A 13764-nucleotide genomic window follows, 5' to 3' on the forward strand; every position below is an offset into this window, starting at 1 on the left:
AGGGCACTTCACCGGAGGCAAGGATGCGAGGTACTTCCGTACGCACACGCTTGCTTCCATCGCCCGACAGGAGCTGTTCCTTGCGCTACGCACCGCCCGGCCTCTGCCTCAACGACTTCGCCGTGCTCCCGGACGGTGAGGGCTACACCGTCCTGCACCTCCAGGGCCCGTGGACGGAGCACTTCGACGCCACCCGGATGGAGACCTCCTACGGCCGGGCCACCTCCCGCGACCTGGTGCGGTGGCAGGCCCAGGGCACGGCGTTCGGCGCCGGCCTGCCCGGCCGCTTCGACCAGCAGGCCGTGTGGACCATGCATCCCATCCCGCACGGGGATGGGATGGCGATGTTCTACACCGGCGTCTCAGGACTCACGCCCGCCGGCTGGCCTCTTCAGGCGGTGGGCCTGGCCTGGTCGGACCGTACGGACGGCACCGGGTGGCGGCGGCACGGCGCCGAGCCGGTGGTCCGCGCCGATGCGCGCTGGTACCGCACCGGCGAGGGTATGGCCTGGCGCGACCCGTTCGTGGTCCGTAACGACGACGGCACCGGCTGGACCATGGTGGTCTGCGCCAGCGACGCCTCCCTCCCGGTGGCACGCAGCGGCTGCGTCGGGCTGGCCACCTCCACGGACCTCGAACACTGGGAGGTGCACCCGCCGTTGATCTCTCCGGGGGACGTGGACGAGCTGGAGTGCCCGGTGCTGGAACGGGTGGACGACGGCTGGCTGCTGCTCGGCAGCATCGGCGCCACCCGGCAGGTCGAAGCCTGGACCGCGCCGCGCCTGGACGGCCCATGGGAGCGCCGAGGCCCCCTCGGCCCGTCCGGCGCCTACGCACCACGCGTGGTAGGCGCTCCGGACGGGACCCGGGTGGTGCTGCACACCGTGCCCCGCCGGGTCGGACTGCAGGACCAGGGGGCGTCCTGCCGTGGCATGCTCGCCCAGCCGAAGGCCCTGGTGCTTCCGGACGGCGCTGCTCCTCGACTGCAGTGGTGGCACGGCCTGGACCGCTGGCTCGGCCAGCCCACCGACCGGCCGGTGTTGCACGCGGCGGGGGACGTGGCGATTGACGGGCCGACTTCGGTCGTCCTGCGGTCCGACGATGGCAAGCCGGCGCTGACCGTGGACTGCACGGACGGCCGGGTCCAGGTGCACGGCCCCGGCGGCAGCCTGCTCAGTGAAGCCGAACTCGGCCATGAGCCAAGCTCGTTGCGGATCCTGACGATCGGCGAGTACGTCGAGGTGTACGCGGACGAGGTCCTCGTCCTGGTCACCATGAGCTACACCGGCCGCTGCTGCCCCTGGACCGCGACCCGGCGCGGCGCGACCGAGCCGGTGTCCGTACGCCCGGTACTGCTGCCGCACGAGCACCGCGACGACATCTCGGCCATCTGGCCTGGCCCGGCCGACGAGGAGGTGCACCCAGCGGACGGCCCGGGCGTTTCGGCGGCGGCGATACTGCCATGAGCAAACGGCACGACCGTGTCGGGCTCCAGTCGGCCTGGTGCTGTGGACAGATGACGGCCTGTCAGGAGTACTTCGGAATTGAGCAGGTCCCGGACGGGCACCATGCCGTCGCCGTCGTCGGTCACTGCGCCCGTGCGACCGTTGAGCGTCGCGGTGACAACCGCCGGCGCGGGGTCTCCGCGCCGTACCGGCGCGGACGGCGTCGGCGCCCGTGGGGCACAACGGCCGTCCACGCCGACGTCGCGGTCATCGCGACCAACGGTCACTCCCCCGAGGTCGGGCTCTCCACGCCCGACCTGGCGGAGGCGGCCGTCAAGCGCGCCATGGTGGCCGGTGCCCGTCGGGTGATGCTGGTCGCCGACTCCTCCAAGTACTGCGTCCGGCACTTCGCCCGCTTCGGCGTGCTCGATGACGTCGACATCCTGGTCATCGACACCGGGCTGACGGACCGGCAGGCAGCCGAGATCTCGACCCACGGCCCGGAGGTCCTCCGCGTCTGACCATCGGCACCGGAGATCCGGTGACTCCTGCCGGACTCGCGACGGGAGTCTCCCGGGCGGTGCCGGCCCGCAGCCGGGCGTTGATCTCCAGGGCCGCGCCGCTCACCGGGAGCGGGAGTCGGGTGTGGCGCACCGGCAGGTCGGGGCCGGCGCCAGGGCCGCCCCGGCTGGTGCCGTCGAAGTCGCCGACGAGGTACTGGACGGCGGCGGAGTGGCATGGTGGGGGCGCGCTCCTCCGGAATGGTGTCATCGTTTACTCATGTCATCGATGACAGCGGCCGCGGAAGATGACGGCCTTGCCTTGACTTCACGTCAAGATCCCTTGCGCTGCCTGGGTATGTTGAGCTGCGCCGCCCAGGGCGGATTCGGGCCGGTGACCGAGCAGGTCAGGGCCGCCACCTCGGCGGCGAAGCGGCACGCCGCGGCGGCCTCGGCGAGGCTCAGTCCGGCCAGCCGGCCGCCGAGCCGGCCGAGGTGCGCCAGGCGGTGCAGCAGCCCGGCGGTGAACGAGTCGCCCGCCCCGACGGTGTCCACCACCGCGACCTCGGGTGCCGACACCCGCACCCGCTCGCCGTCCAGCGAGACCAGCGCCCCCGCGCCGCCGAGGGTGATCACCACCAGCCGGGCGCCGGCCGCGTGCCAGCCGTCACAGGCCCGTTCGGGCGAGACGCCCGGCAGCAGCAGCTCCAGGTCGTCCGAGCTGAGCCGCAGGATGTCCGCCAGCTCGCACCACCGGCCAAGCCGGGCCCGGTAGACATCCGGATCCACCAGCTGCGGGCGGACGTTGGGGTCGATCGAGACGGTGAGACCGGCCCGCGCCCGTTCGAGGAGCAGCTCGACCAGGGCGCCGCCGGGCTCGCGGACCAGCGCGAGCGAGCCGGTGTGCAGGCAGCTCGCGTCGGCGAGAGGCACGGCGGCCAGCTCGGCCGCGCTCCACTGCCAGTCGGCGGCCCGATCGGCGTGGAACGCGTAGCGCGCCTGGCCGAGGCCGTCCACGGTGGCGATGGCGAGCACGCTCGGCTCGGCGGCCGTCACCACCGCGCCCAGGTCGACCCCGGCAGAGCCCAGGTGGGCGCGAAACAGACCACCGAAGGCGTCGGCGGAGATCCGGCCGAGGAAGCGCGTGGGCGTGCCGAGCCGGGCCAGCGCGACGGCGGTGTTGGCCGGCCCGCCGCCGGGCAGCACGCGCAGGGCCAGCTCACCCGGAAGGGCGCCGGCCGGGTCGGCGAAAGCGTCGGCAACGCACTCGCCGAGGACCGCGACGAATCGCTGGGACACGAAGGACCGCCTCTCATGGGCCGGTGACGGAACGTCGCGCGGAACGGGGCGTCAACTCTGGTCCGATTCACCGGATTTCAACCATTTTACCCAGTTGCTATGCCCAGAGGGCTTGCCCGTCGCGCAGGGATGACTTCATCATCCTCGGCAAGCTGGTGTCAACGTTGACATTTCTGGCCGCCGGACCTGACCCCGCCTCGGGACCTCCGCACCACGCAGATCAGGGAGCCCACGCGACCCTCTCCGGCGGCCAGCGGCAGGCCGTCGCGGTGGCCCGCTCGGTGGCCTGGGCGCGCAGCGTGGTGGTGATGGACGAGCCGACCGCGGCGCTCGGGGTCAAGGAGTCCGGTCAGGTACTCGACCTGATCCGACGGGTACGGGACCGGGGCCTGCCGGTCGTGCCGATCAGCCACAACATGCCGCACGTCTTCGAGATCGCGGACCGGATCCACGTCCACCGGCTCGGGCGGCGGGCCGCGCTCGCGCTGACCAAGCCGGGCGACCACTCGATGTCCGAGGTGGTGGCCATCATGACCGGTGCGCTCACCGTCGCCGAGGACGGCAGCGGTACTGTCGTGGCGGACGCCGACGCCGCCAGGGCCGCCGGGGTCCGCGCCAGCTGAGCAGTCCTGGGCGGCCCGGGCCGGAGGCCGGGCCGCCGCCCGACAGAAACGGTGGTCCATGGCCTCGACCCGTCGTCCGACGCTGCACGACGTCGCCCAGGAGGTCGGCGTGAGCGCCAAGACGGTCTCCCGGGTGCTCAACAACGACGGACCGACCTCCGCCTCGACCCGAGAGAAGGTGCTCGCCGCCGTCGAACGGCTCGGCTTCCAGCCCAACCTGATGGCCCGCAACATCCGCACCGGCGGCCCGGACACCACTGTCGGCCTGGTCGTCCCGGACATGGGCAACCCCTTCTTCGGCACGGTGGCCGGCGGGATCGAGTCCACCGTCCGCGAACGCGGACTGACCCTGCTGCTCGGCTCCTCCGGCGACGACCCGGCCCGCGAGCGCGACCTGATCGCCGCCTTCCTCGCCCGGCGGGTCAGCGCGCTCATGGTCGTCCCGGCCGACGGGTCGGACCACGCCCACCTCAGGTCCGCCCGGATCACCGGGCTGCCGGTCGTCTTCCTGGACCGCCCCGGCAGCGGCCTGGCCGCCGACTGCGTGGTCTCCTCCAACCGGGACGGCGCCCGCACCGGCGTCGCCCACCTCATCGCCCACGGCCACCGCCGGATCGGCTTCATCGGCGACCTTCCGGCCACCCTCTACACCCGCCGAGAACGCCTGGCCGGCTACAAGGACGCCCTGGCCGCCGCCGGCCTCCCGTACGACCGAACGCTGGTGGTCGGCGCCCACGGCCAGCCGGACGCGGCCGCCGCCACCGACCGGCTGCTCTCCCTCCCGGAACCACCGACCGCACTGTTCGCCGCCAACAACTTCGCCGTGATGGGGACGGTCTCCGCCCTCGCCCACGCGCGGCGCCGCGAGGTCGCCCTGGTCGCCTTCGACGACATCCCCCTGGCCGACATCCTGGAACCCGCCCTCACTGTCGTCGCCCAGGACCCGGCCGCGCTCGGCGCCGCCGCCGCCCGCACCGCCCTCGCCCGCCTCGACGGCGACCGCGGCCGGGCCCGCACCACAGTGGTCGACACCCGCCTCATCGCCCGCGGCTCGGGCGAACAGCGCCCGCCCCACCGCTGACCGGCCTCATTCGGCCGGTTGCCCTGCGTCATCCGGCCTTCGGCACACCACACCCACCCGGTCGTGCGTCCGCGTCACAACGCGTTCCGTCAGCAGATCCCGGGCAGTTGCTCGCCCGCGAGCACGTCTACCGCCCGGCGGACGCCGACCAGTCGATCTTCCTCGGTATAGGATCCGTTAGCATGCGTCGTTGATTTTCGAACACACGGACTGGCCGGTCGTCAGTCCGAACGCATGGGGGGCATGCATGGCAGATCCTGAGGCGGCTGGACGGCTGCGGACAGAGCGCGCAGCACATCGGGGGCCTGGTACCGGGCGAGACGTCGAAGCTCGCGGAGCCGTGCAACCAGGCCGCCGGCACCCTGCAGGGGTGGCTGACGGCCGCGGCGGTGCGCGACTGCGGGGCCAACTGGAAGACGCTGCTGGACCAGCTCGCCGGTGACATGGGCGACGTCGGCACCAAGCTCGCCACCACGGCCACCTACTACCGTCAGGCCGAGCAGAACGCCCACAACGGCATGCGCAACCCGGCCGCCCCGGTCCCGGACGAGCCGGACCCGTTCGGTACGACGGTCGTCCCGGGCCCCGTGAAGCCCTCCAGTGCGAAGGCTGCCGAGTAGCCCGATGGACATCAAGACGCTGTACGACGCCAACATCATCAACATCACCATCGCGAAGAACGCCTTCGACACGCTCTACTCGGCGTTCGGCCGGCACATCGAGTCCTGGCAGCACGAGGTCGCCGACCGGCTCACCAACTCGCACTGGACCGGCACCGCGTCCGACCACGCCCAGGCCCGGATCCGCTTCCTGGGCACCGAACTCCAGTCCGCGCACAGCGAGCTGGACCTCGTCGGCAAGGCCCTCGCCAAGGCGGCCGAGCAGTTCGCGCTGGCCCAGTCCCACCTGGTCTACGCCCTCGACGACGCCAAGGCCGCCAAGCTCAACGTCGCTCCCGACGGCACCATCACCTGGGACAAGGAGCCCACGTCCGCGAACTACGCGGGCGCCGGCGCCGAGACGACGGCCATAGCGATCAGCAACCGCATCACCGCCGCGCTCAACGAGGCCGACCACGCGGACCAGGAACTCAGCGCGCGGCTGAACCACTTCGCGACCAACGCCGGCAACGGCACCGGCCTGGACGCCGCCACTGTGGCCCAGGACCTGGCCGCCCAGACCGGGCGGGAGCAGATACCGCCCGCAGGCACCGAGCCGGCCAGCGTCAAGAACTGGTGGGACGGCCTCACCGACACCGAGCAGCAGACGTTCATCCACGAGCACCCCGACCAGATCGGCAACCTCGACGGCGTACCCGCGGCCGTCCGCGACCAGGCCAACCGGGTCAACCTGAGGAACCTGATCAAGGACCGCGAGACCCAACTCGCCAACCTCGGCCCCGAACCGACGAGGTACCTGAGCGTCGCCGAGGCCAACGGCGGGCCGGTGGAGAACCCCGACTACACGGAGTGGAAGCGCAAGCACGACGCCCTGCAGGAGAAGCTCACCGGCTTCCAGTCCATTCAGAGGCGGCTCGACGGCAAGCTCGAAGGTGGTGGCGGGCCGGGCTCCGAGCCGCCGCTGCTGTTGTTGGGGATCGGTGATCAGGGGCAGGGCCGCGCGATCGTGTCCTGGGGTGACCCGGACAAGGCGCGGAACGTCTCGTCGTTGGTGCCCGGGCTGAACAGCACCCTGGCAGGCGTCGGAGGCGGCGACGCCATGACGGCGAAGCGCATCTACGATTCCGCAGTGAACAGTGCGGGGGACAACGAGGAGACGCCGAGCGTCGCGTCCGTGTTCTGGCTGGGGTACGACGCCCCGCAGCTGGAGGGCACTGGCTCCTCGGTCCTCATGCAGGACCGGGCGGAGGAGGGCGGGGCCGCGTACAACAAGTTCCTCACCGGACTCCGGGCCACCCACGAGGAGGCGCCGGCGCACATGACCGCGCAGGGACACAGCTACGGCTCCCTGGTGGTCGGGAAAGCGACCCAGCAGCCCGGTGGCCTGCCCGTGGACGACGTCGTCCTGGTCGGCAGCCCGGGAGTCGGGGTGGACAAGGCATCGCAGCTCGGGATCGGTGCGGACCACGTGTACGTCGGCACGGCCAAGAACGACCCCGTCGCGGCTGCGCCGGCTCCCGGGATGCTCATTCCCGGCTGGGCCGCAGTCGAGGCGATCACGAATCCCGACGGGTTGTGGCACGGCACGGACCCGGCAAGCCAGGGCTTCGGCGCACAGCGCTTCTCGGTGGCGGACGGGACCACTACCGACTCCCACGACAACTACTTCGGGAAGGACCACAAGGGCGGCGACTCGCTCTCCAACATCGGGAAGATCGTGAGCGGCCACGGGAACACGATCACCAGGGAGGATCCGAGGTGAGGGCCGCGATATGGCGCATGGCCGTACCGGGGGTACTGCTGGCACTCCTGGTCGGCTGGTACGCCTGGCCGGAGCCCGAGGAACCCACCGTGCCGGTCGACCAGGCACAGCACCGGATCGAGGCCGAGCTCGCCGACGTCGCGGGGGCCTTCCACCCGGGGCTCCAGTGGGCCGTGGCGAGGTACGAAAGCGACCCCGACCTGACCGGACTCTGCGGTACGTCCGGGTGCAAGAGGACGGGCCGGGCGGAGATGTCCGCCCGCCAGGCGGCCCGAGTGCGGATCACCCCTACCCGGAATCAGGAGCCGCTCGACGTCGTCCAGGCACTCTGGACCGGGAAGGGCTACTCGGTCGAGCGCAACAAGGGCTCGGTGGAGGTGAAGGGCTCAGGGTTCAGCCTCCGGTTCGTCTCGGGAGTGGAGGGTTGTGCCGAGGTGTGGGCTTCCGTGTTCAATGTCACCGACATCGGCGATCGCGAGTGGATCGACAGGTTCGGACCGGGAGGGCAGGCCTACGCCGCCACCTGCGCGACGGTCGACGACCCCTACTGGTCGCACTGACACCGGGAGCCCGCCCGGCCCGGCTTCCTCGGGCCGGGCGGGTTCGGCAGCTACCTGAGCCACACCTCCGACATGCGGGAGGACAACGCCGAGATGTGGCTCCAGTCACTGATCGACGACGGCCGATACGTCCAGGACGTGTACACCGCTCGCTGAGGCAGGAGGCGCCGGCGCACGGTGACTTCGGCGGGGAGGCGAGGGCGGGGGCGGTCGGCCGGGACTTGTCGGTGGGACTCGCTAATGTTCGCCTCCTGATCATCAGTGTGAGGAGAGGGGCGGGGCTGTGCGGCGCTGGGAGTTCGCCGAGGGCGGCTCGGACAAGTTCTGGGAGGCCGCGGTCGACGGTGTCGCGGTGACCGTGCGGTACGGGCGGTCCGGTACGGACGGGCGGGAGCAGGTCAAGGCGTTCCCGACCGTGGAGGAGGCACAGGCGCACTTCGCCAAGGCGGTCGCTGCGAAGGAGCGCAAGGGCTACCGCGAGATCGGTACGGGGGCGGGTACGGAGCCCGGTGCGGCAGCGGTTCCGGTGCCCGTGGCGCGGCCCGGCGTGTCCGCGCCCACGGCCGAGGCCGACGGTCCCGAGGACGAGGACGTCTTCGTCATGCCGGACGCCTGGCGTCGGGCGCTGGTCCCGCGCCGGGGCGGCATTCCCCGCAAGCCCTCCGCGCCGGGGAAGGAGCCGGTGACCTCGTACCGCGACGGGCTGCGGCAGATGGGGGACTGGCTGGAGCAGACGCTCACCTCGGAGCACAGTGACCCGGAGCTGGTCACGGCCGCCCGCGCCCACCAGTCCGGCAGCCGGGACCCGCTCGGTGCGGCCGTGCTCGCCGCCGTCTTCTCGTATCGCAGCAACAACGGGGTCCGCGTGGCCGTGGACGCCTGGGTGGCGGAGTTCGGCCTGCCGTTCGCGGCCAGGGCCACCGTCGAGCTGTTCACGACGGCTGTCGAGACCGACTGGATCCACCAGAGGTCCGTCCACCCCCGCGTCCGGCGCGGGGCCGACCAGAGGCACGGCGCGTACCGTCCCGCTGCGGACCGGGTCCGGTCGCTGCTGGCGGACTGCAACGAGGAGACCCACCGCGCGGCGGTCGAGGCCCTGGCGGGCTGCCGGAACGACCTGACCCGCCTCGTGGTGGCGGCGTACCTGGTGCCGTCCGAGACCGCCTGGGTCGAGGAGTGCGTCGCGTCGGGCTCCCGGCTGGCCGCCGTCGAGTGGTCGATGCTGCTGTGCTCGCTCTCCTCAGCGGAACCGCTGGAGAAGCTCCCCCCGCTGCCGAGCCTGGGTTATGACGGTTGGTCCACCGAGATCATCGCGACCGTGGCGGAGGGCCTCGGCGGCGACGCAGCACCGGTGATGCTGCACGACCTGACCACCAGCTACCACCACAAGGACGGCAAGAAGCTGATCCTGGACGCGCTCGCCGAGCTCCCCTCCGACGAGGGCTTCCGGGGGCTACTGGCCCAGCAGGACGGCATCAAGTCCACCCGCGCCGCCCTCATGGCCGGTCTCCGCCGCTTCCCCCGGCGTGCCCTGCGCCTGCTCGCCGAGGCCGCGGCGGCCTCCACCGACCCGGCCACTCAGCAGCTCGCCCGGCAGCTCCTCACCGGCCACGTCGCCGTCCACCGCGCGACCGCGCTCGAACTGCTGCCGGAACTGACGCCGGAGCAGGCGGCCCTGGTCGAGCCGCTCACCGACCTCGGCGAGCGGGTGCCGGAGGTCGGCCCCGACTCGCTGCCGGAGCTGTTCACCAGCCCGCCGTGGACCCGGCCGCGCTCCGCCGGCAAGCCCCGCGTGCTGACCGGCCTCAGCGCGCCGCAGGACCCGCAGATGCGGTGGCTGCCGGGTGAGCGCGAGGCGTGGGCGGCGACGTCCGAAACCTGGTACACGAGCTGGTCGGACGACGACTGGCAGCGGGTCGCGGCCACGATCCGGGCCAGGATCGGGCAACCCGAGGACGCGCGGCTGCGCGGCGGACAGCACGCCGAACTCGCGCTGTTCGCCTACGGCGATGAGGAGTTGGCCCGGCCCCTGCTCGCGCAGTGGCGCGCAAGTGAGCGCATCTGGCACTCCGGGGACTCCCTGCGCCGGGTCGCCGCCCGCTTCGGGACAGAGGCCGTCGAACCGATCCGGGCCGCCGCGCTGGGGAACCCGGCCACGCACGCGCCCCTGCTGCTTCCGTACCTGGACGCCCGGGTGGCCGAGACCATGGCGGACTGGCTGCTGCGCCTCAAATCGGCCGGGAGCACAGCGCGTTCCTGGTTCACCCGGCACGGCGTGGACGCGGCCCGGCTGCTGGTGCCCGCCGCGCTCGGGAAGACCGGGCCGGCCCGGCACGGCGCCGAGCAGGCCCTGCGGGTGATCGCCGAGGCGCACGGCGCGGCGGCGGTGCGCGCGGTGGCCGGCGAGTACGGGCCGAAGGCGGAGGAGGCCGTGGGCGCACTGCTGTCGGCCGACCCGCTGGTGACCGCGCTCCCGGCGAAGCTGCCCCCGCCCTGCGACTGGACGGAGCCGGTGATGCTGCCGCAGCTGCTGCTGCGCGGCGGCGAGGGCGCCCTGCCCGCCGAGGCGGTGCGGCACGTGCTCACCATGCTCGCGCTGTCCGCGCCCGGGGCGTTCTACCCGGGCCTCGACCAGGTGGCCCTGTTGTGCGAGCCGCGGTCGCTGACGGAGTTCTGCTGGACGGTGTTCGAGCAGTGGCGACTGGCCGGCATGCCCGCCCAGGACGGCTGGGCGCTGCACATACTCGGCCGGTTCGGTGACGACGACACGGTCCGCCGGCTGACGCCGGTGCTCCGCGCCTGGCCGGGCGAGGGGGCCCACCACCGCGCGGTGGACGGCCTGGAGGTGCTGGCCGCCATCGGCACCGATGTGGCCCTGCTGCACCTGCACGGCATCGCGCAGCGGGTGAAGTTCAAGGCGCTCAAGACCCGGGCCCAGGAGAAGATCTCCGAGGTGGCAACCGGTCTCGGCCTGACCGGGGAGCAGCTGTCCGACCGCCTGGTCCCGGACTTCGGGCTGGACGCCGACGGGACCACCGTCATCGACTACGGCACCCGGACGTTCACGGTCGGCTTTGACGAGCAGCTCAAGCCGTACGTGCTGGACGCGGCCGGCGCCCGCCGCAAGGACCTACCCGCCCCGGGGGCACGGGACGACGCCGAGCTGGCGCCCGCCGAGCGCAAGCGCTTCGCCGCGCTCAAGAAGGACGTCCGCACGGCGGCAGGGGACCAAATCCGCCGCCTGGAGGAGGCCATGGTCACCCAACGCTCATGGACGGCAGAGGAATTCAACCAGCTCTTCGTCGGGCATCCGCTGCTGTGGCACCTGGTCCGCCGCCTGGTGTGGCTGTCCGAGACGGACGGCACGGTGACAGCGTTCCGCGTAGCCGAGGACCGCACCCTGGCGGACGTCCGGGACAAGGCTTTCGCGCTGCCGGCCACGGCCTCTGTCCGGCTGGCGCACCCGCTCCTGCTCGGCGACGGCCTCGCCGACTGGTCGAAGCTCTTCGCCGACTACGAGATCCTGCAGCCGTTCCATCAACTCGGGCGCCCGGTACACGCGCTGACCGACGAGGAGCGGGCCGGCCACCGCCTGTCCCGCTTCGAGAACGGTCCGGTGCTGCCCACCACCCGGCTGGTCGGCATGGAACGGCGCGGCTGGCGGCGCGGCGAGCCCCAGGACAACGGCGTCGAGCAGTGGCTGTCCCGCCGGGTCGGGCCCGACCTCTACGTGGTGATCGCCCCGGAGGAAGGCATCGCGGTCGGCATGTTCGACTCCTACCCCGAGCAGCGGGTGGAAACGGTGTGGCTCGACAGGCGCCCGGGTGACTACTGGCCCCACAACCGCACCTTCCCGACCTTCGCCGAGCTCGACCCGGTGATCGCCTCCGAGGTGATCGCCGACCTCACCGAGCTGACCACGCTGTGACGTGACCCCGCCGCCGCGCCCTTCACCGTCCGTGCCGTGGCCCATTGCGCCCGGACGCCACCCCGTGCCGCACCCGGAATCCGGGCGGGCCGGGGCGGCGCCCCCGGGTCCGGGTCAGTTGCGGAGCAGGACCCAGGAGCCCAGGCCCGCACAGCCCGCACTGTTGTAGGCGCCCAGGTGGTAGCCGGCCGGGACCGCGTTGCCGGGGCAGATCGACAGCCCGGGCGCAGCCAGCTGCTGGAACCAGGAGCCGATGCCGCGGCAGCCGGTGCTGTAGTGGCCGGTCATGACGTACCCGGCCGGGATCGGCGAGCCCGCGCAGGTCCAGATCCCGTCCGTGACCAGCCGCATGAGCCAGGCGTCGCCGAGACAGGGGCTGCTGCTGGGGTTGTGGTCGGTGAGCACGTAGCCCGCCGGGATCGGCGAGCTGGCGCAGATCCACAGCGGGTCCTGCGCGGGCTGCACGTAGGAGCCGCCGGCTCCGTTGCAGCGACCGGCGTCGTACACGGTGATGACGTAGCCGGGCGGCACGGGCGTCCCCCGGCAGATCCAGCCGGCGCCGGCCAGTTGGGCGGACGGGGCGGAGGAAACGGAGGCAGCGGGTGGCGCGGCGGGCGCGGCGCTCGCCGTGCCCGCCGCGGTGCCGGTGAGGACGGCCGCCAGCAGCGCGACCACCCCCGCCACGGCGGCGAGCCGCCCCCGGAGGGCCGCCCAGGACGAACGGTCCAGCAGTCGGTGATGTCCTCTGATCACGTCACACCAGTCCCATCGGCAGGTCCGTGCGGCACCGCACGACGGCCGTACGGTGCCGGTTCGTGGAGCTGCCACGACCCTAACGGGGTCGGCGCAGCTGATTTGCTCACGGCATGGACACATCACCATATTGTCCGGAACTGCGCGTCCAATGCCCGCAATCCCGCCCTTGACGGGAAGAACCGGCTCCCACCCCGCGCGCGGGAAGGCCGCCCGTCGACTTCCCACGCGCGGGGCCGCCGCCTCGAAGCGGTCAGGTCAGGCTCCGCACCCAGCCCCGGACGCGGGCCCGCAGCCGAGCCACCGCGCGTGCCGGGCCGTCTCGTCGCCGACGGCCGGAAGCTCGTCCGGGCTCCCGTACGTACCGGCCCCTTCCTCGCTCCACCGCGTCAGGAACGGGCGCCAGTCGAAGGTCTCCTCGGTCATGTCGGCGATCCTTGCACGCATCACCGACCCCGGCCTGCGGCCGTGCACGACCCTGGCGATGGCAGCCACCGGTCGTCCACCATGCGGTGGGCGTCGAGGACCACGGCGAGGGTGAGGTGCCGCCGCCGTCGCCGAGGTCGTCGCGACGGCCGCCGCCGAGGCCCTGCCGGCCGAACCCACCCGCCGCCGGCCACAGCCGGCCCGGGTGCGTCCGGGGCAGCCCGGCGGAGTTACCGGTTGGACGGCGCCCCCGGGCGGCCGGGGGCGGGTTCGATCGAACACCTCCGCGATCAGGACGACTTGGTGATGGTGTAAACGACGTAAACGCCGCACTGGGAACCCGAGCCCTGCTTGGTGACGACCCAGCCGGCCGGAATCGCGGACGGCCCGCAGACCTGCATGCTGGTCTGGTCGGTGACCTTGACGATGGTGTACGTCCCGTAGGTGCCACAGGCGGCGGAGGTGGTCTGGATCGCGGTGATCACCCAGCCGGCGGGGACGGCGGACTGTCCGCAGTCCTGGAGGGTGGTCTGGTCCGTGACCTTCAGCAGCGAGTACAGCGGGTAGTTGCCGCAGCCCGCTCCGTTCTGCATCGCCGTGATCACCCAGCCCGCCGGAACCGGGGAGTTCCCGCAGGCCTGGATGCTCGTCTGGTTCGTCAACTGGACGACCGTGTACGTCCCGTAGGTGCCACAGGCGGCGGAGGTGGTCTGGATCGCGGTGATCACCCAGCCGGCGGGGACGGCGGACTGTCCGCAGTCCTGGAG

The 13764-nt window shown here is 72.5% G+C and carries 11 protein-coding genes and 1 pseudogene; 8 read left to right on the forward strand and 4 right to left on the reverse strand.

Annotated features, from left to right (window positions below):
* The first annotated feature begins 80 nt into the window (after positions 1 to 80).
* Both ACWDBB_RS23805 and ACWDBB_RS23810 read left to right on the forward strand, forming a co-directional pair.
* The gene (locus ACWDBB_RS23805) at positions 81 to 1466 is read left to right on the forward strand and encodes a mucin-1 (RefSeq protein WP_449791528.1); all 1386 of its coding nucleotides are present in this window, start codon (positions 81 to 83) and stop codon (positions 1464 to 1466) included.
* Between the two features lie 50 nt (positions 1467 to 1516).
* Complete coding sequence (locus ACWDBB_RS23810) at positions 1517 to 1966, forward strand: hypothetical protein (RefSeq protein ID WP_449791529.1); 450 nt, start codon at positions 1517 to 1519, stop codon at positions 1964 to 1966.
* 312 nt (positions 1967 to 2278) lie between these two features.
* Here the strand turns inward: ACWDBB_RS23810 and ACWDBB_RS23815 are convergent, their stop codons facing one another.
* Positions 2279 to 3244 (reverse strand): carbohydrate kinase family protein, encoded by a 966-nt coding sequence (locus ACWDBB_RS23815; protein ID WP_449791530.1) that lies wholly within the window; start codon positions 3242 to 3244, stop codon positions 2279 to 2281.
* 236 nt (positions 3245 to 3480) lie between these two features.
* Between ACWDBB_RS23815 and ACWDBB_RS23820 the strand changes: the two are divergent.
* The 6 genes and pseudogenes from ACWDBB_RS23820 to ACWDBB_RS23845 all read left to right on the forward strand — a co-directional run.
* Positions 3481 to 3867, forward strand: a pseudogene (locus tag ACWDBB_RS23820) (sugar ABC transporter ATP-binding protein); the annotation flags it as partial.
* Between the two features lie 58 nt (positions 3868 to 3925).
* Positions 3926 to 4948 carry a LacI family DNA-binding transcriptional regulator gene (locus ACWDBB_RS23825; protein ID WP_449791531.1) on the forward strand — a complete coding sequence of 341 codons (1023 nt, stop codon included), beginning with the start codon at positions 3926 to 3928 and terminating at the stop codon, positions 4946 to 4948.
* A gap of 389 nt (positions 4949 to 5337) precedes the next feature.
* Positions 5338 to 5568: a hypothetical protein gene (locus ACWDBB_RS23830; protein WP_449791532.1), complete on the forward strand. Its 231-nt coding sequence runs from the start codon at positions 5338 to 5340 to the stop codon at positions 5566 to 5568.
* Between the two features lie 4 nt (positions 5569 to 5572).
* The gene (locus ACWDBB_RS23835) at positions 5573 to 7330 is read left to right on the forward strand and encodes an alpha/beta hydrolase (protein WP_449791533.1); all 1758 of its coding nucleotides are present in this window, start codon (positions 5573 to 5575) and stop codon (positions 7328 to 7330) included.
* Positions 7327 to 7890 (forward strand): hypothetical protein, encoded by a 564-nt coding sequence (locus ACWDBB_RS23840; RefSeq protein ID WP_449791534.1) that lies wholly within the window; start codon positions 7327 to 7329, stop codon positions 7888 to 7890. Before ACWDBB_RS23835 ends, ACWDBB_RS23840 begins: the two co-directional genes overlap by 4 nt.
* 283 nt (positions 7891 to 8173) lie before the next feature.
* Positions 8174 to 11818, forward strand: a complete 3645-nt coding sequence (locus tag ACWDBB_RS23845) for a WGR and DUF4132 domain-containing protein (protein WP_449791535.1) — start codon at positions 8174 to 8176, stop codon at positions 11816 to 11818.
* Positions 11819 to 11932: 114 nt separating this feature from the next.
* Here ACWDBB_RS23845 and ACWDBB_RS23850 read toward each other — a convergent pair whose 3' ends face one another.
* The 3 genes from ACWDBB_RS23850 to ACWDBB_RS23860 form a co-directional block, all read right to left on the reverse strand.
* On the reverse strand, positions 11933 to 12571 hold the full coding sequence (locus ACWDBB_RS23850) for a hypothetical protein (RefSeq protein WP_449791536.1): 639 nt from the start codon (positions 12569 to 12571) through the stop codon (positions 11933 to 11935).
* Positions 12572 to 12829: 258 nt separating this feature from the next.
* Positions 12830 to 12997 (reverse strand): hypothetical protein, encoded by a 168-nt coding sequence (locus ACWDBB_RS23855; protein ID WP_449791537.1) that lies wholly within the window; start codon positions 12995 to 12997, stop codon positions 12830 to 12832.
* A 290-nt stretch (positions 12998 to 13287) separates the two neighbouring features.
* The coding region (locus tag ACWDBB_RS23860; RefSeq protein ID WP_449791538.1) for a hypothetical protein at positions 13288 to 13764 on the reverse strand (477 nt) is incomplete at its 5' end.

The organism is Kitasatospora sp. NPDC001095, assembly GCF_053598615.1.

What these genes read in the sequence shown, in the direction of transcription:
- ACWDBB_RS23810 (WP_449791529.1), top strand. Translation starts at nt 1,517, where the DNA reads ATGACGGCCTGTCAGGAGTACTTCGGAATTGAGCAGGTCCCGGACGGG.
- ACWDBB_RS23825 (WP_449791531.1), top strand. Translation starts at nt 3,926, where the DNA reads ATGGCCTCGACCCGTCGTCCGACGCTGCACGACGTCGCCCAGGAGGTC.
- ACWDBB_RS23835 (WP_449791533.1), top strand. Translation starts at nt 5,573, where the DNA reads ATGGACATCAAGACGCTGTACGACGCCAACATCATCAACATCACCATC.
- ACWDBB_RS23855 (WP_449791537.1), bottom strand. Translation starts at nt 12,997, where the DNA reads ATGACCGAGGAGACCTTCGACTGGCGCCCGTTCCTGACGCGGTGGAGC.